We start from the raw sequence: 24,220 nt of genomic DNA, 5'->3' as shown, positions 1-24,220 counted from the left end.
TTGTTACTACAGCTGGAATGGTGATACTGAAATGTCCTTGTACAACTTACCAGAGGAGAGATAAATGCGCTAGTATCGTTTTATGTAATCTTTAATTATTGGGTTTTGCTGAAGAAATAGGAGGAACTATGGTATATACTGGACTGTCTTATTCAAGCTGGAAAGGACGTTCTGAAACTAAGGAAGAGAAGAAAGAATGTCATAAAATTCAGCAGAAAAAAAGAGAACAAGAGAAACAAATTAGAAAAAGACAGATAGAAAATGATTTGACATTTGCTAAGGAACGCTATGGAACAATAGGAGTCTGTAACTACATTATTCCAGATAAGGATTTGCCGAAGGATTTCAAAACTTCTGGAGCTATTATTAGAGTTAACCTAACTGATGTTATTCAATGCGAACATGCGAATAATGATTTTAAACTATTTTATAGAACGTCTAAACTAAGAGGTTTACCTAATTACTTGGCAAATATTCTCGATATTACTTATGACATCGCTATTGAAGTATCTTCACAATTATTGATTGATGAGCTTAATTTTAGCAATATCCGCAATAGCTATTTGGAATTATACGAGTTTGAAGTCGATAATCAATTACTCATTGCAAAGCATGGTTTAAGAGATCCGTTTTATAAAAAAGCAAGACGCTTGATTTTAGAAGAGATACAGCGAGTAGAAGCTCATAATAGGTTTAAGAAATGCTGGAAGAATAATAGGCATTGGAAGAAAAAAGGGCTATCGAAGGAAAGTATTTTAAGATTATATGCTTTTGCTGATGATTTCTATCTTAGACCTGATTGGGATAAGTATATCTATCTGAAGTTGTTTAAAAAATGAAGGGAGGAGACAGGATGATATGGCTATTACAGAAAGAAAAGTATTCTTACAAACGTTAAGAAATGCGAGAAGCAGAGTTATCCTATTGGAGCGACTAAAGTCATCTATACTTAACAATACAGCAGTCGATCTAGAAACAGTGCCATTTTCAGGATCTAATTCTAGTAATTTATATGAAGCTATCCAATGCTATATTGACTACGGGGAATTGCCGCTAAATGGGAAAATAGAAGATTTTTGGAAAACCTATGAACAAACTCTACAAATAAATAATTCAGAGGAAAGAAATATGAAACATACAGACTGGAAAAAATTACACAAAGACCCCTTACTATCGAAGAAAAAAAGAATACGGAGATAAAATTGAATTCATGTAGGATGGGAAAACTCCTGAATTAGACGAAGAGGTTCTTGTTTACACAAGTGAAAGCGAAGAAGTGTATACAGATATCTGGGTTGATTTTAATGATGGCATTGGTTTTGAAAATACAAGTAGTAATGTTATTTATTGGATGAGTTTCCCAAAAACGCCTGAAATCAAGGAGTAATTATCATGGAAGAAGCAGTATTAAAGGGGCGTGTTTGTACTTGGGAACGTCTTCTAGATGAACTATTACAAAACGAAACAAAAGTGGAGAAGGATGAAATTGATTTAATTCCAATTAAAACATCTTGTAGAAAAGAGTATTTCTGGATAGCAGAAGCAAGTGTTGAAAATCAGCACAATACAAGTACTACTGAATATGGGTATTGCTCATTTTGTGGATTTAAAAAACAAGAGATTCTTATAGTTGATTTGTAGAAATTAAAAAACATGAAAAAGATTGATTTATTAAAATGCTTATCTATCATCACAAAGGACGGATTAAGAACACAAAAATTTAATAATAGCCATCTACAGTTCATCTCTTCAGCTGAAGAAGGAAGACGAGGCTCTGTATTTGCTTATCGTTTAAAAGCGAATATGGTTAAAGCACGTGGTGTTGTTTTAACCTCTGTCGAATCATTGCTGGAGAACCAGGATCAGTTTACGCACTGGACTCCTTACGTATATTGCTACGGAAGCTATAATGATGCTGGTCGACGGATTACACGTGGCCACTCTGAAGATAATCTTAGACAGATTAACACATTCTACATTGACTTCGATATTACCTCTGTAGCTGAAGAAATGACGACAGGAGATATTTTAACTGCTTCCCTGGAGCTAGGTTTTATGCCGACGTTGATTCTAAAATCTGATAAGGGATTTCAAGCCTATTTTGTCTTGTCAGAATCGACCTACGTCACAGCACATTCCCAATTTAGAGTGGTAAAGGTGGCCAAAGCAATCTCTCAAAATTTGAGAAATTACTTTGCTCAAACTTTACCAGTAGATATGACCTGTAACCATTTTAGAATTGCTCGGATTCCTAGAACTGATAATGTTGAATTTTTTGATGCTGACTATACCTATTCGTTCCAGGAGTGGTTAGATTGGTCGATGAAGCAATCAGAACTTCCTTTCCCAAGTAAAAAGCCCAATTTGACGGTTATTTCAGGCTCTGAAGGGGTGAAATAGATTGATGAACCTTGGTATCATTGCTGATGAGAGAGGGGAAAATCAAAGGTGGAAAATCCTTGATGGGAAGAAACAACGTTCTTTTCACGCTGGCTTTAGCTAACTTCTCTTCAGGAATCGATCAGAAGGAGTGTGAGGAGGTTCTTTCTAGCTTTAATGAAAATCTAGACGAAGCACTCTCTTCAGCTGAATATCATAAGATTATCACAAGTGCCTACTCAGGAAAATATGAAGCTGCTAGTCGTGACTATGTAATGACTTTATGTAAAGCATGGGTTAACCAGGAACTAAAGGCTTCAGATTTCTTTGTGAAGCAACGTTGGTACAAGTTTAAGAAGAAACGTGCTGACAGAAAGAATAGTCATCTTCATGAATGGAAAACAGACGTAATGGCCTATTTAGAAGGCTTCTATCAATCTGAGGATCCATTTATCCAGACGACAAAAAAAGAGATACGAGAGAAGTTGAACATTCCTGAGCGTTCATTAGACAAAGTATTGAAGGTTCTCAAAACAGAACAAAAGATCTTCTTCACAGTCAAACATGGCCGTGGAGGAGGCATCAGGTTAGCCTCTATCAAAGAAATCTTACTTTCCCTTATCCAGGTAAAGAAAGAACGTCAGGAAGCTTATATGGACAACATTGCCACTTTCTTTGAAGAAAGTATAGAGTTCACTCAGAGAGTGATAGAAAGGGTTAAAGATGGGTTCAAACAAACACAACAACTATCTCTATTTGAACTTGATATTGGATAATTTTAAAAACCCGTAAACTGCCTTACATTTATATCTACGATTATTACAAGCATATACAGTTATAAAATAACTTATGGAGGAATGATATGATTTTGATTTTAGTTGGATTATTTAGTCTTATATTTGTAGGAGGATTTTTCTTAGTTTTAGTTCTCTCACTTATAGGGATTCGTCAACAAGTTCGTTTTGAAAACGGATATGATTCTGAATTAGAGACAGATCGATTGGCAATGATTGGCCAAAATAGAAAGTGAGAAGAAGAATGAAGTACGTAATTTTCAGTTTTGAATTAGGAGATTATATTTGTAATGGGGAGAATAAAGTTTTAGTTTTTGATACCTTGGGACTAGCTTTTCAGTATCTTCAAAAGCATTACCGAAAACCACTTCCTGAACAAAGAAAAAAGAGCTTGATTCACTATCCAGATGTGTATCAAGCTCCGTTTAGACTTCTAAAAGTTTGTTAGGAAGGAGACAGGTCAATGTCAGAGTTATTCAAAATTATTCGTGGATACTACCTAACAGGAGTTGGACAGGAACCATTGGCTTATTATTTCAAACTTTCATCGGATAACTTAAAATTTGAGTCGGTTTCTGCAGGGGATGTAGCTTTAACTTTTTATCAAAACGAGGAGAGTATTACTAGCATTCCAGCGATTGTTAGAGTAGATAGTGTTATCTCAAATGATAAAATGATTTCAGATTATCTGCAGGAGGAGTTAAGAGATCACTATCCAATGTTGCCAATTGTCCGTGTATTAGATTCTGAGGAATTTGATCCTTTACTCTTTCAAGAAGTGATGACAACGTTCACTAACTTAAAATCAGAAATAAAAGAATTAGCCAAGATTGATTATGTTCAAGGTTCCATATTTGATTTTATGGATGAGGAGGAAATAGGATGAGAGAACTTTTTACACACGTTAAGTTAGTTCTAGGGATTATTCTTGTCATTGTACTTGTGACTCTCGCAGTTTTAGGAGGATATAGGCTGCATAAAGATTATTTTATCTTAGATTATGATCCTCACCTTACTCAGAAGGAATACCAGAATACTGTACTAGATCAAAATGTAAATTTGGTATTTTATAAAAAAAATTGTCCTTACTGTCAGGTTGGGAAAAGTGTAGTTGAAGATGCAGCCAATAAAGGTTCCTACCCAACATTTTACATTGATACTCAGACAGAAGAAGGTCAAAAGTTGGTAGAAAAATACCAGGTTGAAAAAGCTGCAACTATCATCAAGATTCGTAAGGGAAAAATAAAGAAATATCTATATGCTTCAAGAGATTCCGAGGAAAAGATTGTAGCAGATGAGAAAGTGATCCAGGAGGCCATAAATGACTAAAAGGGTAAAGCTAAGTAAATGGGCCGAGACAGCTTTTCAAAATGATTGGGAACTGTGGCGTACTAGGACAAATGAAGGAATGGTTGTTTTAGGAAAATTATCAGATGGAACGTTTACCCTACATCGTTTTAATGATGAGGGGGGACAACTAACACATATTTCGCATGATGAAGCTCTTTGGCTAACATTGGATTTGGCACCTGAAAAGTTAGGCTGTATTTAAGGAGGTAGTATGTGTCAAATTTTAAATGCTATTGCGCATGGCGTGGTTGGAACTTTCTTGATTGCAATCTGGTTCGTACCACTCTTTAAGATAACTATATGTGATAACTTTGGAAATGAAATCAAAACGAAAAGGTTGCCATTAGCGTTCTTAATGTTACTAAAAAGTGTTTGGCCGAAAAGTAAGGTTTCATTTATTTGGAAAGGATATAAGAAGCATGAGGATCAGAGATAAGCCATTGGTATAAAAATATAAGTAGGTACTATGAATAATTAGAAAGGTGAAAATAAGAATATGGAACAAAAATATTACGCTGTTCTTATGCAAATAAATATTGGGAAAAGTGTCTGGTTAGTCCCACAAAAAAGTGGGAAACTAGCTTGGTCAGATGAAATTAGTGGGACAAGGGTTTTTAATAGTTATGAGGGAGCTAAGCAAATCGTTGAAAATCATTTCCTAGAAAATTTTGACTTTATTGGTTCATACAAAATTATAGAGTTCACTCATCAAGAACTATTGGATTTTGAAATATTAACTGATGACTAAATAGTCCAAAATAGCTTCCTGGCTCACATCTGGATTGATGTATTTATTGGAGCTATGTCTAACAAATTTGCCAAAGTAAAATAATTTAAGGGGTTGTTTATCTTTTGCTGCTTTTTCCAATATTTTTAGCTTTCCCTTGACTCCGTGATGGCTAGCAGTGTTTTTGTTAATTAAGATAGATGGACAATTAGAGACGTCACCAATTGTGCATCTACTGTGGAATCTAACTAAAAAATAACTTTTTTCAGGGTTCTCTTCATTGTCAATAGACTTTACTGTTGCAGTATCATAATAGATGTTAACCTCTTCTAAGTTTATTCCTCTTTGATTAGCTTCTTTTAGATTGACAAAGTGTTTTTCGAGTTGGATTTCTATTTTATGTTTATCATAGAATGTATATTTCTCTCCGGACTGGTATTCTAAAAAATAATTGACTAAATCTCTGAGTTGTTTCACATGGCTACGGAAAGTCTTATTATCCTTATCAGTACAAGAGGAATGAGAGCTTTGATGATGCAGTTCTGCTCTATTTGGCTCAGAAGAAAGATTGGCTTCGTCTTTCTGTCTAGGTTTAGTTACAGTAGCCAATACTCCTTTAATAAGGTCTAAGTCAATAATCAGTTTGTTTTTCTCACGGTAAAAAGAGATATGATTTTCAGACGTTACTTCTTGTTCTCTTTGTTGATAATGTTCAATCATGCGTTGACAATTATTAGGGTCATGTCTTTGATTTCTTGCTCCAGGAGTAAAATAAGGAGTTTTATTAAAGCCCGGATTGTTGAAGTTTGCTAAGGTTAATTTGAATGAACATTTTTCTCCACATTGAAACATTTTTGCATCGGTTAGATGATTAGGAGTTCCAATTGGGGAGCAAGAAAAATCAAAGGCTTCTTTTGGAGTTACATATTGTTTTAATTCTAAACTATAAGCAGATTGAAAAGACATAAATAATTACCTCGCTATAACTTTTATTTTATTTTATCATTATTTCCAATAAAATAGAAAGGATATATCCACTATGATAGAGATAATCAAACGCTGGATTGAAAAGATAAAATCTAGCCCAATTTTGAAGCCATTCATTAAGACTAAAGTTTGGTTTCAAGAGAATATTATTAAGAGAAAACTAGTTATTTTCTCAATGTTATTTTTGACCTGGTTAAGCCTTTTGATGGGAGCGATTTTCTCACCACAAAGACAAACATATACCTCAGAACAACTCAAAACAAAGCAGTTTTTTGCGAATGGCAGTGGTGAGATGAAACTAGTTAGTCAGGAATATTCACCAGATACTGGAATTATTGTTTTACAATTTGAGACGAAAGATGCTACGACTTCGATAGATCGGGGCATCGATGCCAAACGATTGAAATGGAAACTCTATGCGCAGCATAAAGACTCAAAAATAGAGATGGATGTTGTGCCAATCATTGATAATAAAGTATCAGTTATTATTAAAGGAGTTCCGAAAAATTTTGGTGCATTTGCGATCGATGTGACGAATCAGACAGTCTCTTCTAGCTCAATTGATGTGAATATTTCATCGCCATCCAGTGATTCTAAAAAGGTTTCTCAGAAGAAATCTGGAGAAGAGGACACTGTACAATTCTTTGTAACTCCTCAAAATCCTCAGCTTGAAATCAAAGCCATTGATGTTTTCTCCAGAGAAGAATTTACTCTTCAGGAAATCGAAAAAGAGATCAATTTCCAGAATGAACAGTCTCAAAAATTGACAACATCAATTTCTCAATTGAAGGAATCTATTGAAGATGATAACTCACGAAAAGCGAGTCTTCAAGCAGAAGCAAAATATCTAACAGGTGATGATCTCGAAGCCAATCAAAAGAATATTACTACGCTGGATACAAATATCGAAACGAAGAATAGAACCATTGAAACAACCTATAAAAACATTGAAAAGTTGAAGGCTAAATTGGAGTCTTTGGATAAGAAAAAACAAGCAGTCAAAGATGGAACATTTGAATTTTCAAATCCTATTGAAACTGTAGAAATGAATTAAAAAAGTGAAACAAAGAGCTCATTTTCGATGATAAGCGAGTTTGTGTTTACCAATAAATAGTAGTCAAAAATCTCCTTAATTTTTGAATTAAGGGGATTTATTTTTTATGATTGTCCCTTTAAAAAATTTTTTTTAGTTATCTTTTATACTAGAATCAATCAAAAAAAGAAAGGCAGAAAAATAAAAGAACAGCTTAAATTAGCACCGAAGGAAAATCAGCCAGTTAGAAAGCATCGTACTGTATTCACAAGTACAAAAGGGGTGTTTAAAAAACAAAAATGGGTTGTGCTGGATATTGATGAATATGGAATAACCTATCATAGTAATCCAGGATATAAAGGAGAAATGTTTTCTTCAATGTACCTCGTTCTACAGGAAATTAAAATTGATGAACGTTCTTTCACACTAACCATCAAGAAAAATGATCATGAAGTTTATGTGATTGATTTGAAAAAACTAGATGGTGATTTGTGGAGCAACTTCCAAATTGTAAAAGAAAAAATTAACAGCTTTGCAGGAAATAAATTAAAGGATTAAGAAATACGAAATTAGAAAAAGGAGAAAGAATATGGCCAAAAATAATTTAACAAAAATTGATAATCAACTAGAAGAAGCAAGGAAAAAAGTTGTCCTTTTGGAAAAGGAACGTAAAGAAGCAGAAGAGAATCTTCAAAAACAAATTGGTAAAATCTATGTTCAAATTCAATTGAAGAAAAATAAAAATCAGTCGTATGAATCGATTTTTGAAGAGTTAAAAATGGAACTAGGTCTCATCAAAGAAGAGGAAAAAGAACAACGTTTAGCAGCGAAGAAAAATCGTGAAGAAGGTTCTCTTCCAGCTGAAAATCAGTCTTAATTTTTGAGTTTTGAACTTCTAAATGAAGTCAAAAACGGTGTAAGCAAAAGTGTGTAAAAAGGAAAAACAGTGTAAGTATAACACCTATAAAGTGTGTAAAGGTAAGTATGGCATGTGTGTGTAAGTAGGTGAAACCGAGAAAATTGATATCATTGGAAACGTTGATACTATCAACTCCACACGTTACGTGGGGACAGTTTCCCTTATGCTCTTTTCTACCACAACACACCTAAAAAGGACCTTAGTCCCTCTGTGTGTGTTAGTGTGTTGAAAAACCGCAAAAATAGAACCGTATCGGTTCGTGATGTTGCGAGGTTGAAGTTTTCTTTTTTGCTTCTTTTTGCTTTTGCTTCGACAAAAGAAAAAAGAAGTCCTGTTTTTGGGGACCATAAATAATAAGATGGAGGATACAGATGGACATTCTCATTAGAGGATTAACACAGGAAGAGGTTAGCTATCTAAAAGCTCTTGCTAAAAAAAATAAAGCTAAGTCATTTAATGATTTTCTGCTCTCAATTTGTCGTGAAAAAATTGAGCACGGAAAATTTAATCGTGCTCAAGATTTGTATGTGGCTCATTTAGAAAATATGAAATTAGCTTCTGACCATGTTTTGAACCAAATGAAAAAACAGACCAGAATACTATCTGAATTTGAAGAAAAAATGGATTGTTATGGCGATCATATTTCACGTTGGTTAGAGTATGAAGGAGAGGTAGAAAGTGATGACTAAAGAAATCAAAATCAGAAATATACCTGATGATATGTTTGAACAACTTCGAGATATTTCAAAAAAATATAACTATCCAAGTTTCAATGAGTTTATGTTATCGCAAGTTCAAAATATCGTAATGAATGACGGATTGAATTTGTACAATAACCAATTTGCGGAAACATTATCTGATATCAAAGAACAACAGAGTCAGATTTTACAATTGATGTTGAAGAATGAAATTTCTCTTTCAGCTTTAAATGTTAAACAAGATATTGTAAATGATCTAACTACAAAATGGTTACATTTTATGGATGATGTATCTGCACTTGAAGCTGAACGACGGTCAGGTGGTGTTTAGAAATGAAGAAGAATAAATCTCTGTTCATCATTCTCATTTTTCTTGCGATCTTTATCGTACAACCTAACAATTTTAATGCTATCAAATCTGGCTTGACACAAAATGATATCCCGACTCAACTGAACATAGCCGATTCAGCTGAAGAAAAAAATTCCGACTCTAATTTGAATCCTACTCTGAAAAATGATGATTTGAAATCAAAGGAGTATGACGGAAAAAATCAAGTGATTGTCGTCAATGAAAAATCACAATTTACAAAAAGCGAATTGAGTTTAGAAAGTGGCAGCTGGGAAAAATATTCTGATCTAGATTTTTTAAATCGTGTAGGAATTGCTGAAGCGATGTTGGGAAAAGAATTGATGCCAACTGAAGATAGAGAATCTATTTCCTCTATCACACCAACAGGATGGAAAAATAAAAAAATAATTTTCAACGGGAAAGAAGATTATTTATATAATCGTTCTCACTTAATCGGTTTTCAATTAAGTGGAGAGAATGCGAATGCTAAAAATTTATTTACAGGTACACGTGCTTTAAATGCAAATTTTGAAGATGAACAATCATCGATGGTTTACTATGAAAATAAAATTGCTAACTACATAAAAAATACGAACCACCATGTTCGCTATCGAGTAACTCCCATTTTTAGAAATGTGGAATTAGTTGCTAGAGGAGTTCGTATGGAAGCACAGAGTATTGAAGATGATGAGATCTCATTTGATGTATATATCTTTAATATTCAACCAGGATATAAAATCAATTATTTGACAGGATCATCTCAGAAAAATTGAGGAGGGAAAAATGAATCCAAGACTTAGCTTATACTTTAGCGAAGAAACACATGAAAAATTTAAGGAAATAAAATCCTACTTGAAAGAATCGTCTGCTTTGCAGAAACAGTATCGAAATAATTCAGCAACGCTTGTCACTTTGATTGAAGTTTTTTATAAACTCTTTATTGAATTAGGAGAAGGAAAAAATTTTTATGAGCGACTGACTCAGCTGGAAAAAAATTTGGGAGGTAGCTTTGATTCTGGAAATGACAACAAGGCAATTCATCGTCAACTTGATCAAATTCTCTATTTAACACTAACCAACTTTCATGCTATTACGAAAGATGATTTTGATGTTCAAGATTTAGAATCTATTCATTCACGACTGGATCCTACACAGCATGAATTAATGGCAAGAATCAACGATGTCATTCAAGAAGATGTTGCACGTGGTCAAACAATTAAACATTCTCATTAATTGAAAGGAGACCTTACTCGTGAGTGAGTCTAGTCCAAGTATTACCTTCATGCTGCAATACACTGAAGCAAATAGTGGCTTTGTAGACTACACTAATAGAGACGAAGCTGTTGAGGTTGATAACGAATTAAATTTAGAAACACATAGACAAAATATCGAGTCTCTAACTGAAGATGAACTACAAAAAATCCAAGCTGAAGTCCCAGAAACAAAACTTAATTTCCAGGAGTACATCGATTATATGAATCGTTCTTATGCTACTGAAAATCAAAATGAAGAAATGACAGCGATTTTTACAAAAGAAGCCAATTACTTGCAGCGTAGCAAAGTAACTGAATTGAAAAGTAAGTTAGAACAGGCTTATCAAAATGGCTCTCTTCTATGGCAGGGTGTTATCTCTTTTGATAATGATTTTTTGGCCAAGGAGGGATTATATGATCTGGAAACTAGGAAAGTTGATCAGCAAGCTATCAAGTCTGTCATACGTGAAGCATTGCCAAGGTTAATTGAAAAAGAAGGCTTATCTGATTCATCATTTTGGTGGGCCAATATTCACTTGAACACGGATAATATTCATGTGCATTTTGGTTTATCTGAAGTTGAATCTGCAAGAGAAAAAATTTTCTATCGACCTCGTGGACGAATGGAATTTAGAGGAAACTTTTCCCAGAAAACTATTGAGCGTTTTAAAAGTGATGTTTTTCATGGTCTGTTGAATGAACAGACTAGAGGAATGATTGTTCGACGAGAACAAATCTTGGCGAATATCAGAAGTGAATTGATTAATTCTGTATTTAGAGATCAGAAGGTTCGTTCTTCGGCTGAAAAAAATTTTTTGGAGCAGGCTTACAACCATTTGCCAATGGATAAAAAATGGCGTTATGGTTCAAATGCAAGAGATTTTGCAGTCAGTAAATTCTTCCTTGACCGCTATCTGGACTCCTATTTAGAAAATGAAGGGAAAGAGCTCTATCAAGAATTTCTGAAAGAAACGAAGAACTTTCTAGAAACCTATAGAGGAGCTTATTCAGCTGAAAAAAAATCAGCCTACGAGAAGATTCGGAAAGTTGATGGTCGTTTTGAGAAAATACAACAGGAGGCTGCAAGCTATCATCTGCAGCAATTAATAGCGAATCGAGAGAAGGAGTTTAGAGAACGATTAGCAAATAGAATCTTGAACCTATTTCGTGAGAATGCTCCTGAAATAGCTGATGTTCGGCTGGAAAAAAATTTGGCCAATTTCTCAGTAAAGAATCAAAAATTAATTTTAGCCCAGGATTCTAACGCAAGTGTTATCAAAACACTAGATGCCTGGAAAAAACTAGGTTATGAGTTGAAAGATGGGGCAAAACCTATTGAAATTACAAAACCAGTCTATGCTGCTTATGATAAATATGGAACAGGTTTGAGACGTCCTGAATTTGCTACGGAATTAGTTTATGATGTGAGTCAGATGAAAGAAGACTTACTACAGAAGCAACTTAGTTTAAGGGACTTGTCGCTATTTTCTTCAGCTGATTTGAAAGAACTTGTAGAAGCGGCTAAAAAGAAAAGCGATCGATCATTAAAAGAGCGCCAGGAGTTAGGAACATTTCGCTATGCTTTAAAATTGAGTTTATTGGAGGAAAAACAGAGTAGTTTATTAGTTCGTAAAACTCTTTTTGATCAGATTCAACCACTTGAAACTGATCAGCCATTTGTTGAATTAAAAAAGAAGGAGATTCTTCAAAGACTGAAGCTGACTGAATTGCAACTGACCCCAAATTATAAACTAGGTGAAGCAGATCAATCTCTAAAACAATCTCTTGCTAACCAGTTTGAAGATAGTGTTTCATTTTCAGTAGAAAAGGCTGATTCATTAGCAATTCAAGCACCTATCAAACGTTTGAAGGGAGAATTAGAGACAGTTCAACCTCTTCAAGATGAAGGAGTCCTGACTATTCTAAAGGGCTATCCTGTGACGAAAGATAGCTATATAGAAGAGCTACAGACCCATATCTCAATTTTTCAGCTGAAACATCAGATTTACAGTCGAAACAAGGAAATTTCACAAACGACTGATCAAGCGATTATTCAAAAATTAAAACAGGAGAATGCGAAAGGATTTTCTGAACTCAAATCACTCTATCAAAAAATATTGCCAGAGGAAGAAAGTAATCAGAAAAGTCAGTTAGCTCAAGCTGTTTCACATAAAATGCAAGAAAGAAAGAACTTGCAAAGAAAAAACGTCCAACAATCCCAAGGTAAAGCAATCATCAATACAGATTTCATGAGAAATTTGACGAATTCTCTTCAAAGGGCCCAACGTGCAAATAAAAAAGCTCTCATGGAACGTGAGAGAAGTGATGAGAGACAAGAATTTGAGGAGAAAGGACACAGTATGTAAGAGTCATTGTAAAATCAATGGCTTTTTTTGTTGAAAATGGAAATCTATTGTCCCTTTAACTGTGATTCCTCAGTTATTACGTAGAATAAAAGGATAAAAGAGAAAGGAGTAGAAAAATGGAGCTAGTATTTCCAGATGTTGCAGTTGAAGACTTTGACTTTTCAGCCGAATGGTTAATTACGGCAATGAATGCCGATAACAAGCAAGTGTATTTTGAGGGTCAAGGAAGAAATTCTGATTTAGAAATGGTTCTAGATTTTAAGGGAAATTCTGAGCTATTTGAATCTTTTTCAGTAGGGGAATTGGTTCACTTAGATCCAGAAACGTTTCTACAAGCAGAGAAAGAGCCGTATAAAACACAGTATGAAGGATTTTAAGGAGATTTTATATGACAGAACAAGAATCAAGACGTGGGAAAAGTCGTAGAGAGCGTGTTGAATTTGCACGTTCTAGAGATATTTTGGATGTTGCAAACGAGCTTCAGATGGAGCTGGTTCGTTCTGGACGAGACTATCGATGGAAAGAACATGATAGCCTAGTTATTTCACCTGATAAAAATTTATGGAAATGGTTCTCTAGAAATACAGGTGGAGATTCGATTTCTTTAGTTGAAACGATAAAGGAAGTAGATTTTAATCAATCTGTAGATTTTTTAAATGATGGAAATTTTAAAGAGTTTCAAATGGTTGAAAGGCCTCAAGAAGATTTTAAATACTATCTTGAGAAATACGAGCAGCCGTTTTCAGCTGGACGAGATTACTTGCGGAATCAACGTGGACTATCAGATGAAACAATTGATTATTTTTTGGAACAGGGTGTTTTAGCCCAAGCTAACGCCAAACTTGACTACTTTGCGGAAGGCACTGGTGGAGTCACAATAAATGCGATTGAGCCAGTTATTGTCTTCAAGTCCCTTTCTTCTTCAGGTGAAGTTGTTGGAGCCTCTTTACAGGGAATCCATGAGAATTGGGAGAAGTGGCCAAAACATGGATATGCTAAAGTGATTATGAAAAACTCCGATCCTATGACTGGTATTCATGTTGATATTGGCAGTCCAAAACGATTGATTTTTACTGAGAGTCCAATTGATTTAATGTCCTACTATGAATTGCATAAGGATAGTCTTCAGGATGTCAGATTAGTTTCTATGGATGGTTTGAAAGAATCTACTATTGGCCGTCATCTATCTCAAATTAAGGCTGAAATGTCAGGAAAAGCGCTAATATGGACACCTGAACAATTGGCAGATGGACTTCAAGTAGCTATTGATCATCACTTTTTTGAAAATGAGGAAAATGCGGATTTAATCACTCTAGCTTTAGATAATGATAACGCAGGTAGAACATTCATTCAAGAATTGGAAGCCAAAGGAGCTGTTATCAATTCGGATCTACCAGAACTAAGACCAGGGCAAGATAAAACGGACTGGAATGATGTTTTAAAGAATCGACAGGAAGATAAAACTGACAACAGTCGTCTTGCCCAAGCGCGTAGAAAACTGGAACGACTAAAAGGTGAACAAGACGATGCTATTTCAAGAGCGTATTCCCACCAAGCGCTAACAAATGGACAACCCATGAATGATAAGCGAGGCGGTGCTAGCTTTATGCGTAAGCAAGAACAAATAGAAGGTCAAGTCTTCTCAAAGATGGATGAGATTAGGCAACAGGAAGAGCGAGTAGAGCGCCTGGAGCATCAACAACATTTGAAAGAAATGGGGTTGAATCGTCAGGGAAGTGGTCTGGAGATGAGTGTTCAAAATATACCTCGAATTCGTGAAGAACTAGAAAAAGCTGAACGTGGGGAGTCGTTCTTTACCAAAGCTACTCTTAAACGCTATCAAGAAGAGTTGACTAGACTTGAGGGCATATCTGAACAAATGGGTAAAACTAGTATTCAACCAGCAACTCAAGCCTTAATTGATGAGGGCTTAGTGAATCAGTGGCAAAAACAACCAAATACTTATTTTGTAAAAGGGTTACGAAGAGTTGCCCTGGAGTTGACTGAAGAAGGAGAGTTTCAATTATCTTCACAAATCAAGTATCATCCGAAAAGAGATGAGGAAAGATTGAAGGTGGATGAATTGCTTGCCAAACAAGCGCAAGAAAATGCTGGAGTAAAACAGATGATAGAGGAAGAGCGAAGCTCAGTACCTCCAGAGTTATCTGTAGCCTTTGATTTTACAGAAAATCCAAATCTGTCTCAGAAATTCTCATCAGGAGATGTGATTCCATATAAGGATTTTATAGCTCAATTGTATGAAGAGAATAATTTGAGAATGCTTAGTCTGGGATATGATAAAACTTATTTTGCATTGCAAGATGAGGAGGGGAATCGTCTGACAGATGATTTACGATATGACATTGGTAGTGAAAAAAATGATCTTTCAACACAATTGGGAGAAGTTCTTCCAAGTCCTTACTTAGAACAGGCACAAATGGCAGATTATGAATATCAGTCTCAGATTTCAGCTGAGGAAAATATTCAATTAGAGTTAGTTGAATCAGAAGCAAAACATACTCCAGGCGATCAAGAATCTATTGCCAATACAGAGGAGAATGCTGTGAGATTGATGAGCTATGAAGAGGTAAAACGGGAAAACGAAGTATTAACTAAGAAATTAAATAATCGGATTCAATCTGGAGAATTATCAATCGAATTTGCACCAGATTTCTATCTGTATGATGTCTTTGCAAAGTTAGGAAATAGCCATCCTACAAAATATCTCAGCGATAAAAAAATGGAAGTGTTGTCTCCCATTCATTCACTTTTGACCTCTATTGATGATCAAACGATTGATTTATACAAGAAAAAAGGTACTCCTGAGCAAGATTCCTTGTATCAAGCATTGAAACCTCATCAGAGAACTTTGGGAGTAGATATTTCAACCCGATTTATTGGTGAACTTGCAATAGCAGCCTACAGTACCAACAAGCAGATAGAAAGCCTCTCAAGTGACAGTTTTGGCGTCTATTTTGGTGAAAGAACCCTTGATAATCTATCACAATCGGTTGAGCGAATGCTGGAGTATCCATTGATTGAATCGGGAACAAGAGACTTTCCCTATGGTTTTGTGACAACACCAAATACATTGTTCCACTATCTGGAAGAACAAGAGGGAGAAGTGATTTTAAATCGAGAATTATTGGATAACTTGATATCACGTCTTGATACTCACCCCATTAAGATAATTGAAGTCCCAGAAGAAAAAGAAAAGTCCCTTGATAATTATCAAGAGACTAACACTGGGGGCGAACTATTGAATCGCAATTCCAGTTCTTTAGGAGTAGAAACTCCAGGGACAGCACCGCAGCCCGTTGAGAAAAATTCTCAACCTGATTTTCCTACCAATGTTCATCTTCATTTTACCATCGATGAGGATCGAATGTCAAATAAAAAATTCAGGAAAAACATGCGGACGTTAAATTTATATGCAAACGCAATGAGGGACTCGGCTCAATGGTATCTAAAAGAAATGTCAGGGACAAGTATCCATTATGTTTATAAGAATCCAGAAGAAAAGCAATTCCAAATTCTAAATGTTAAATTTGACAAGAAAAATTGGATGCACTTAACTGGAGTAACACCTGTATATAATGAGTGGGTAGAACATTTGTCTGAGTCATTCGTTGAAGATGTTGCAGCTGGGAAAGGGCATTTCAAAGATTTAAAATTTGCTAATGGAATGTCGGATAAATTAAAAGTTTTGAACTTATTACCTGAGGTGATAGAGTCAGACTCCTTTGTGTTTAACGATCTTTCATCTGTAAAGAAATTTAATAATCTAGATCTTTCAAAAGCAATTAGACCAGAAGATACTGATTTGTTATTGTTATTCAAAGAAAAGGAATTTACTCATGTCCCTGCATCTTTAATGAGAGTGAAGGGTGATTTAAGTAAACAACTGGAAGATATAGATACTGGTACAATTCTTGGTGTCTATAGAGAAAGAGATGGTCACATTGAGCAATTGTCAATTAATGAGGAATATGTAAAAGATGGTGGCGAGGAAATGCTATCTGTCTTAAAAAATAGGCAGTTTGAAGAGATTAAACCGACAATGAACGTAGATCATCAGGTTAAGATTAGCTCTTATAACTTTAATAATCAAGAATACTCTGATTTAGAATCTATGTTACAGGCAGGAGCAAGCTATTTGCAGACTCCAGAAGGGAAAGCATGGTTGTTGGAAGACAAAGAGTATCATCAAGATATTTTGTTGAAGAGTTTTGAAAGCAAGGTAAGCACACCAAAACAAAAACTTGCTGTTATGAGTGAGTTAGGCTCAGTGAGGGTAAATGGTTATGAATTATTACCAGGTATGGATTATTATGATGCTCTAAGAGATGATGGTAAATATTTGGATAATGAAGTGATTAAAAGAATTGATGATGAACTGCTAAACTTATCTTCAGGAGTTTCAGCAGAAGAAGAACTTCACTATGAGGAACAGCTCATTGATCTTGCAGAATCAAGGGGAATTGCAGAGCAAGAAAATCATTTAAATCAAACTTCACTTGATTCGGCTACGTTCACTCAAGTCTTAGATACTGTCTATAATTTAGGTGTGCCAGATGACATCTCGAAAACTCCAGAAGAATTTCATCAGGCCTGGAATCAGTATCTTGACTATGCGAAACAGCACAATGATAAATTTGATCAGATTGTTGCTGTAGCTGGAGAAGATCATCTCCTAGATACAAATTCAGATTTTTATAAGGAATGGAAACAAGATTATATCTATAAGGAACACTACCATGTACGCCTTCAATGGTCTGAGGAGCGCCCAAATGGGCCTAGATTGCCCTTTAAAGAGACAGAGCTGATATCTTATCAAGATTTCGCTAGGGAGCTATATAAGGCCAATCAGGACTTTTATCCAATTCATCAAGAAGGAATGAAACAAGTAACAGCAGGCAATACTGAAGGTTATATCCCTCCTACCAAAATTAAGTTTGATATCTATGCTCCAGGGGGTGAAATGATCAAAGAGGGAATTCGTTATGATATTGGAGATGAGACTACACCAATTTCACAAATGCTAGGATTAGGATATCGTCGACTCAACGGTCAATCTGAACTAGCATCGATGGATGAAGAAATTCTTTCTCAGCTGGAAAATAGAGTAGTGAACAAGGAAATTTCCCAGGAAGCAAATGAATCGTCTCGATTGATGGAAGAAGGAGAAGGTCAAACTCCTGATACAAGAGAAACGGTAGCTTTTCAATCTTCTAAACAAGAAATTAAAACTAATTTTCTTCAGCGTGTAGAGGAGATTCTGAAAGAGGAACCTATTTTGGATTTGGAGACTCCTGAAGTAAACCCAAGTAGTATTGATTATGCGACTTTAACACCTCACGAATTGAGTGAAGTTGCTTTTCAAAAAGTGAGAGAGTACACAGAAACACCAGAACGGTTAGAAGAGTATCTGAATTTTATGAGTAAGTTTCCAGAACTTTCTCCTAGAAATGTCGCTTTGATTCAGGAACAGTGGCCAGGAGCAAGTGCAGTCGCAACCTATAATCAATGGCAATCGATGCGGGAAGTTCTTGGGATTACTTCAGATCAGGTATTTGAAACTAGAAATACCTATACAAATAAAAAAACAGGTCGAACAAGAGAAGTTGTCCATAATAATCTTTCGGTCAAGACAGGAGAAAAATCACATATTATCTTGTTTAGACCTATGATGGTTGAAATGATTCCTGTATTGGATGAAAATGGAAACCAGGTAAAAAATGGAAAAGGCAATCCAAAATATAAAAGACTTTCTGAAGCGACACCTGAAGAAAAGGCGTTAAAGAAAGAAGGAAAATTGAAATCTCGCTTCTTCCAGGAAAGAGATTCAAATACAGGCTTAGCTAAATTCGCTACGTATAAAGTATTTGAGTTGTCTCAAACAACCTTGAAGCCTGAATTTTATCCAAAAGCGATGCCAAATCGTCACTATGATTTTAATATGGATCATATTCGTACGAAAGAGGTGCTTGAAGGACTTTCAGACTATGCTAAGAATATTGGGGTAACAATCTATCAAGACGATGCAAAAGAGTTGAGGAGTGCGAAGGGAGCTTTTTATTCAGATGAACAAAAAATACTTTTGAATCCAGATAATACTCCTGGAGAAGTTGTTGCAACCACTATTCACGAGTTAGCGCATGCTACTTTACATAATCCTAAATTTGCTAACTCGTATAAGGAGGATGTCTCAAAAGATCGTAGAGAACTTGAAGCTGAGATGACAAGTTATCTCGTTTCTAAGCATTTTGGCTTAGATACCTCTGAGAAAGCTATTCGCTATATGGCAATTTGGACTGATAATTTGACATCTCTTGATGATCAACAACTAGCGCAATCTATGAAACGGATTCATGGAACAGTATCTAAGATTGTAAAAAGTGTTGAACAACATACAAAACCTTACCAGTTAAACAGACAGGTGGTACAGAATCAAAATTTTATCCAAAGCCAAAAGAAGGGGCTTAAAGTCTAGAAAGAGTGCTCTTTTTGAGCCTCTTTTTTGTGTAAAAAGTTGTATAACTTTTTGTGTTGTTTTTTTGATATGAACTCGTTGTATTCTGTGTCAATGTCCCTTTACAAAATATTTTTTAATTATAGATTACAATGACAGAAAATGAAGTCGAAGGAGAATGATATGGTTATAGTTGTTCTGGCTGAAAAAGAGAAACAGGCAGAAGCTTACGCTACAGCTTTGGGACAATTTAGAAAAAAGAAAGGTGTCTATGTCATTAGGCAGTCACCCTATTTTCCAGTTGAAGTACATGTGGTGGCTGCTGAAGGGCACCTATTTGAATATAGTGAACCAGACAATTGGTCGCTTGATAAATTACCTCTTACAAATGTTTCATTTAAGCAACATCTGAAAGAGGACAAGGATTCGAGAGAAAAATTTAAGAGAATCTATGATGAAGTGGTAGCAGCGGATCAAGTGATTATTGGGACGGATGCTGATAGAGAAGGAGAGCGGATTGCGTACTCTATTTTATCGCACATACCAGGGGGGAAGGAGAAAATTTGGAAACGTCTTTGGGCAAGCTCCATGACAAAGAAAGCTCTTCAAAAAGCTTTTCAGGAATTGAAGGAACCTTCAGAAACCTATAATTACTATTTGGAAGCTGAAGCACGTGCACAAAGTGATTGGTTGGTAGGAATGAACTTATCACCTCTTGCAACTCTTGATCTTCAAGCAAGAGGACAACTCCCTCGAACAAAAGGTAGCCATCTATCGGTTGGCCGAGTTCAAACACCAGCGGTCAGACTAGTTTGTGAAAATGATTTAGAAATCCGCAACTTTACCCCAGAAAAATATTGGAAGCTTCAGCTGGAGGATATTAAAAATGGGGTGTTCTTTACGACCAAAGATAAAACTAAAGATAGTGAAGCTATTTTAGCCTCTTCAAGGGGATTATCAACTACCTCTGTTGTTTCTTCAGTTGAGGTAGAAGAACATCAGAAATCAGCTCCACAACTATTTACCTTGTCTGAATTACAAAGTTTTGCAGCAAGCGCCTGGAAATTTGACTCAAGTAAAACGGAGAGCATTGTTGAGGGACTGTATTTGGAAGGTTTTCTCTCCTATCCACGACCAGACTCAGAATACATCAATCATTTTGAATTTGACGATTTAAAAGATAATCTATCTGCCTATCAAAAAGCTATTAATTGTCATTTTCAGCCAGCGTTTTTGGAGCCTAGAGAAGATTATGTCAATGATGAAAAAGTATCTGGTACAAGCCACTCAGCCTTGATTCCGACTGAAAGAATTCCAAACCTTTCAAATTTAAAAACTGACCAACGACTGATTTATGAAGCAGTTGTGAAGCAGGCAATCTTGATGTTTGCGGATGATTGTTATTATTCAACCAAAACAATTGAAGTAGAAAATAATGGTCTTGTTTTTAAAACAAAGGGTAGAACGCTTAATAAATTAGGATGGACTGAATGGAGTTCACGAAAGGTACGAGGTCCAGTTGAAGTTCCTGATTATCAAGTGGGAGATAAAATTGATACGCAGGTTCAGATTGTAGGGGGTGAAACGAAACCACCTAAAAGACTAACTGAAAGCCAATTGATTGGCCAAATATTTCCTAAATATGGCTTGGGAACACAAGCCACTAGAGGAGAAATCATTAAAAAAATTCAAAGTAAGGGTTATGTTGTTAAAGATAAAAAAACAGGTCAACTAACTCCCACCAATAAGGCCTATCTACTTATCAATTATCTCTATGACAATGAATTCTCTGATCCAGAGACAACAGGAGGCTGGGAAATGTTTCTATCTCAGATTGGAGAAGGGACAATCAATCCACGAGAATTTGTGGATGCGATAAAAGATAAGCTCACTCTTCAAATCAAGGAAGTAAAAGAAAGAGGTGATTAAGTGTGACTACTGAAGAAAAGAAAAAAACACCCTATTTAGATTGTTATACAGATAATTTGACAGAAAAAGTTTCAAAAAAAGCAGAAGATTATCAGGTGTACGGACGTGATAAAGAAGTAGAAGCTGTTCAGACCACTCTTCTCAGACGAACTAAGAATAATCCTATTTTGGTAGGAGAAGCTGGGGTTGGAAAAACAGCTATTGTTGAAGGATTTGCTTTAGCCATTTTAAGAAACCAGGTATCTCCAAAATTAAAAAACTTGACCGTGCGCTCTCTGGAACTATCTAGTTTAATGTCAGATGAGGATGGAGGGTTTATTGTTAAGTTTAAAAAAATTATTGAGGAGATGGTAGAAACCAAAGGAGAGAATCTTCTCTTTATTGATGAATTTCATACTATTGTTGGTGCTGGTGGTTCAGATAAGGGCGCTTTGGATGCTGGAAATATTATTAAGCCAGTTTTGTCACGTGGCGAGATGCAATTGATTGGCGCAACTACATTGGATGAATTTCATGAGTATGTCGAACAGGATCGAGCGCTAGAGCGAAGGATGCAACCAATTAGGGTTTCTGAACCAACAACTACTCAAGCGATTGAAATTCTTGAACAAGCTAAAACTATTTACGAAAACTTTCACCAGGTGTCTATTAGTTCTGATGCTGTAAAACAAGCTGTACTTTTATCTGTCCGCTACATACCTGATCAATTTTTACCTGATAAAGCCTTCGACTTAATAGATGAAGCAGCGACAATTTGTTCTACAAATGGATTAGGTCATGTCAGGAAGCAAGAAATTGCAGAGGTGCTGAAAAATAAAATAGGTATTCCTGTCACGACGATTTTGAAAGGTGACAAGGAAAGACTTGACGGTTTAAAAGAAAAGCTGTTACGACGTGTTAAAGGCCAAGATGAGGCTGTAGAGGCTGTTGTGGATGCTATAACTGTTGCACAAGCTGGTTTACAGGATCAAAGAAAGCCCCTATCCTCCTTTATGTTTCTAGGAACTTCTGGGGTTGGAAAAACGGAGCTTGCATTGGCATTAGCAGAGGGAATGTTTGATGATGAAGAGGCAATCATTCGCTTTGATATGTCTGAGTATAAACAAAAGGGAGATATAACAAAGCTGATTGGCGATCGTCAAACTAGAACAAAAGGACAATTGACTGAGAAGGTTAAACAAAAACCTTATAGCGTTATTCTGATAGATGAGGTGGAGAAAGCACATTCAGAAGTTGTAGATTTATTTTTGCAAGTGCTTGATGCAGGGCGCTTGACTGATTCAACTGGAAGGCAAGTGAGCTTTAAGAATACGATCGTCATTATTACTACGAATATTGGTGGTGAAAAAATTATCAAGCAGTATGAATTGAAAGGGAATTTTAAAAAATTAACAGATAGGGATAAAGTTCAGTTTGAAAAGAGCATGACGTTGGAGTTAGAAACTAGATTCAGACCAGAATTTCTCAATCGAATTGAATATAAAGTGATTTTCAACATGTTAGACGAGAAAGTGAATAAAGAAATTATTGTCAAACAACTATCAGAAATTAAAGAAAGAATGAAGAATCAGAAGTTGACTCTCTCTTATGAAGAAAGTTTGGTTACTTATTTATTGGATGTAGGAACCAATATAAAGGATGGTGCACGACCTCTGGAAAGAGTGATTAAGCATAAGCTCCTTCCTTTAATTTCTAAAGAGTTTCTGAACTTATCCGATCACAACCAAGAGTATCATTTTCATCTTTGGGTAGAAGGTGATGCGCCAGATGAGCATCACCGTGAAGATAAAAGAAAAATATTGTTCGACGTCGAAGCTGAAAAGAAGTCATTCGGTGAAGTATTATTTTCTTAAAACTAACAATAAAAAAATGATTGTCCCTTTAAAAAATTTTTTTCAATTATCTATTACACTAATATTGTCAAAATAACAAAGGAGGATTTCTATGAAAAATTATTTGACAAGACAACTTCAGCAAGTAAAAACAAAATCACAGATGTTTTTATTGAGCCTTTCCCTATTCCTAACAGGATCTACAGTCTATGCGGACGATCCATTTGCTAAGTCGGATAACTTGGCAAAACAAGGAATCACAAAAGTTCAGCTAGTCAGTGTTGCGCTATTTGGTCTAGCTGCCGTTGTCACTTCGCTCATTTATGCGTTTGGTGGACGGGAGTTAAAAACCTCAATGAAAAAAAATTGGATTTCAATTGCAATTGCAATTATTGGTGTTTCTGCAGGTCCAAGTATCATTGAATGGATTTTTGATTTTGTGAAAAATTAAGGGGTGGTGATATATGGCTTTTGCGCTCTTTAATCAAGGTCGCTGTACGATTACAGATGACTTATTTCTAGAAATCACCTGGGAAGATGGAAGAGGTCCAGAGGATGATATTGAGTTGCTTGATATCATCGAGGGATTGGATCATCTTTCTGATTTTTCTCAGCCGATTGCAAAAAGTTTGCCCTACCTAACATTTCAACAAGCTGAGTTGTTATTTAGAGAGTTGAAACAGGTGTATGGTCGGTTTCAGCTGAAACAAGTAGCAATTGCCCATCTGGAAGGAAAAAGCGTGGTGACAGAAGGGGAGGTTTATGCTAGTCCATTCCTCATTACTGAAGACTATGAAAACCTCTTGCTTCCTCTCATTCAAGCGATACTTACTCGCTCTGAATTTGCGAATTATAGCTATCAAGAAAAAAGGGAGTATTTTGAGAACCAGATTTATCCTGTATATAAACAAAGTTTGGGATTATCCGATTCTTCTCTTCCGCTTTTTCCAGCTGAAGGTGAGACAGAGGCTGTTTCACAACCAAATCGCTTGCCGCCTGTTCCAAATGCAAGGGATCAAACAGATGTTGCGGCTCCCGTATCTCAAAAGCGGTCAACTTCTCTGAAGAAATTTTATCTATTTTTAGGTGTTTTGGGAGTGTTGTCAGTAATAAATATCATTTGCGTATTTTT

General features: G+C 35.6%; 24 protein-coding genes and 2 pseudogenes. 25 read left to right on the top strand and 1 reads right to left on the bottom strand.

The features are described from left to right. The first annotated feature begins 128 nt into the window (after positions 1-128). From ADM33_RS07060 to ADM33_RS07015, 11 genes and pseudogenes are all read left to right on the top strand, one after another. Positions 129-839, top strand: a complete 711-nt coding sequence (locus ADM33_RS07060) for a hypothetical protein (RefSeq protein WP_049504068.1) — start codon at positions 129-131, stop codon at positions 837-839. A 19-nt stretch (positions 840-858) separates the two neighbouring features. Then, positions 859-1,200, top strand: a complete 342-nt coding sequence (locus ADM33_RS07055; protein ID WP_239684821.1) for a hypothetical protein — start codon at positions 859-861, stop codon at positions 1,198-1,200. 192 nt (positions 1,201-1,392) lie between these two features. Continuing rightward, positions 1,393-1,641 (top strand): hypothetical protein, encoded by a 249-nt coding sequence (locus ADM33_RS07050; RefSeq protein WP_049504067.1) that lies wholly within the window; start codon positions 1,393-1,395, stop codon positions 1,639-1,641. 12 nt (positions 1,642-1,653) lie between these two features. Beyond that, a pseudogene (locus ADM33_RS07045) lies at positions 1,654-3,155 on the top strand (primase C-terminal domain-containing protein). 86 nt (positions 3,156-3,241) lie between these two features. Then, positions 3,242-3,409 carry a hypothetical protein gene (locus ADM33_RS11580; RefSeq protein ID WP_162837516.1) on the top strand — a complete coding sequence of 56 codons (168 nt, stop codon included), beginning with the start codon at positions 3,242-3,244 and terminating at the stop codon, positions 3,407-3,409. A gap of 8 nt (positions 3,410-3,417) precedes the next feature. After that, a complete protein-coding gene (locus tag ADM33_RS11735; protein WP_049504065.1) occupies positions 3,418-3,621 on the top strand; it encodes a hypothetical protein in 204 nt (67 codons plus the stop codon). A gap of 15 nt (positions 3,622-3,636) precedes the next feature. Beyond that, positions 3,637-4,059 (top strand): hypothetical protein, encoded by a 423-nt coding sequence (locus ADM33_RS07035; RefSeq protein ID WP_049504063.1) that lies wholly within the window; start codon positions 3,637-3,639, stop codon positions 4,057-4,059. After that, positions 4,056-4,502 (top strand): thioredoxin domain-containing protein, encoded by a 447-nt coding sequence (locus tag ADM33_RS07030; RefSeq protein WP_049504062.1) that lies wholly within the window; start codon positions 4,056-4,058, stop codon positions 4,500-4,502. Before ADM33_RS07035 ends, ADM33_RS07030 begins: the two co-directional genes overlap by 4 nt. Continuing rightward, positions 4,495-4,725: a hypothetical protein gene (locus tag ADM33_RS07025; protein ID WP_000167064.1), complete on the top strand. Its 231-nt coding sequence runs from the start codon at positions 4,495-4,497 to the stop codon at positions 4,723-4,725. Before ADM33_RS07030 ends, ADM33_RS07025 begins: the two co-directional genes overlap by 8 nt. 9 nt (positions 4,726-4,734) lie before the next feature. Next, positions 4,735-4,959: a hypothetical protein gene (locus tag ADM33_RS07020; protein WP_049504060.1), complete on the top strand. Its 225-nt coding sequence runs from the start codon at positions 4,735-4,737 to the stop codon at positions 4,957-4,959. Positions 4,960-5,019: 60 nt separating this feature from the next. After that, entirely contained in the window at positions 5,020-5,271 is a 252-nt protein-coding gene (locus ADM33_RS07015) for a hypothetical protein (RefSeq protein WP_049504058.1), read from the top strand. On the opposite strand, the gene ADM33_RS07010 is transcribed toward ADM33_RS07015, so the two are convergent. Beyond that, a complete protein-coding gene (locus ADM33_RS07010; RefSeq protein ID WP_049504056.1) occupies positions 5,257-6,216 on the bottom strand; it encodes a hypothetical protein in 960 nt (319 codons plus the stop codon). The genes ADM33_RS07015 and ADM33_RS07010 overlap by 15 nt on opposite strands. A gap of 73 nt (positions 6,217-6,289) precedes the next feature. On the opposite strand from ADM33_RS07010, the gene ADM33_RS07005 reads away from it, so the two are divergent. The 14 genes and pseudogenes from ADM33_RS07005 to ADM33_RS06935 all read left to right on the top strand — a co-directional run. Then, on the top strand, positions 6,290-7,291 hold the full coding sequence (locus ADM33_RS07005) for a hypothetical protein (protein ID WP_049504055.1): 1,002 nt from the start codon (positions 6,290-6,292) through the stop codon (positions 7,289-7,291). A 261-nt stretch (positions 7,292-7,552) separates the two neighbouring features. Further along, complete coding sequence (locus ADM33_RS07000; RefSeq protein WP_239684820.1) at positions 7,553-7,828, top strand: hypothetical protein; 276 nt, start codon at positions 7,553-7,555, stop codon at positions 7,826-7,828. A 31-nt stretch (positions 7,829-7,859) separates the two neighbouring features. Further along, complete coding sequence (locus ADM33_RS06995) at positions 7,860-8,147, top strand: hypothetical protein (RefSeq protein WP_049504051.1); 288 nt, start codon at positions 7,860-7,862, stop codon at positions 8,145-8,147. A gap of 413 nt (positions 8,148-8,560) precedes the next feature. Further along, the gene (locus tag ADM33_RS06990) at positions 8,561-8,878 is read left to right on the top strand and encodes a hypothetical protein (RefSeq protein WP_049504049.1); all 318 of its coding nucleotides are present in this window, start codon (positions 8,561-8,563) and stop codon (positions 8,876-8,878) included. Further along, complete coding sequence (locus ADM33_RS06985; protein ID WP_049504047.1) at positions 8,871-9,218, top strand: hypothetical protein; 348 nt, start codon at positions 8,871-8,873, stop codon at positions 9,216-9,218. The genes ADM33_RS06990 and ADM33_RS06985 overlap by 8 nt, the downstream gene beginning before the upstream one ends. A gap of 2 nt (positions 9,219-9,220) precedes the next feature. Beyond that, entirely contained in the window at positions 9,221-10,009 is a 789-nt protein-coding gene (locus tag ADM33_RS06980) for a DNA/RNA non-specific endonuclease (RefSeq protein ID WP_049504046.1), read from the top strand. 10 nt (positions 10,010-10,019) lie between these two features. Further along, on the top strand, positions 10,020-10,469 hold the full coding sequence (locus ADM33_RS06975; RefSeq protein WP_049504044.1) for a hypothetical protein: 450 nt from the start codon (positions 10,020-10,022) through the stop codon (positions 10,467-10,469). Positions 10,470-10,518: 49 nt separating this feature from the next. Continuing rightward, a complete protein-coding gene (gene mobP2, locus ADM33_RS06970; RefSeq protein ID WP_049504083.1) occupies positions 10,519-12,855 on the top strand; it encodes a MobP2 family relaxase in 2,337 nt (778 codons plus the stop codon). Positions 12,856-12,971: 116 nt separating this feature from the next. Beyond that, positions 12,972-13,232, top strand: coding sequence for a hypothetical protein (locus ADM33_RS06965; RefSeq protein WP_049504042.1), 261 nt, complete (start codon positions 12,972-12,974; stop codon positions 13,230-13,232). Positions 13,233-13,243: 11 nt separating this feature from the next. Beyond that, a complete protein-coding gene (locus tag ADM33_RS10670; protein ID WP_065429214.1) occupies positions 13,244-19,348 on the top strand; it encodes a PBECR4 domain-containing protein in 6,105 nt (2,034 codons plus the stop codon). Positions 19,349-19,510: 162 nt separating this feature from the next. Continuing rightward, positions 19,511-21,256 carry a type IA DNA topoisomerase gene (locus ADM33_RS06950; protein ID WP_049504040.1) on the top strand — a complete coding sequence of 582 codons (1,746 nt, stop codon included), beginning with the start codon at positions 19,511-19,513 and terminating at the stop codon, positions 21,254-21,256. 2 nt (positions 21,257-21,258) lie between these two features. Then, positions 21,259-23,109, top strand: coding sequence for an AAA family ATPase (locus ADM33_RS06945; protein WP_049504038.1), 1,851 nt, complete (start codon positions 21,259-21,261; stop codon positions 23,107-23,109). Positions 23,110-23,200: 91 nt separating this feature from the next. Continuing rightward, positions 23,201-23,539 (top strand): hypothetical protein, encoded by a 339-nt coding sequence (locus tag ADM33_RS06940; RefSeq protein ID WP_049504036.1) that lies wholly within the window; start codon positions 23,201-23,203, stop codon positions 23,537-23,539. 13 nt (positions 23,540-23,552) lie between these two features. Continuing rightward, positions 23,553-24,220, top strand: a pseudogene (locus tag ADM33_RS06935) (hypothetical protein); the annotation flags it as partial.

Origin of the sequence: Streptococcus oralis, assembly GCF_001075875.1 — a bacterium.
GTDB classification, from domain to species: Bacteria; Bacillota; Bacilli; order Lactobacillales; family Streptococcaceae; genus Streptococcus; species Streptococcus oralis_I.
This window is presented reverse-complemented; position numbering and strand designations above follow the sequence as displayed.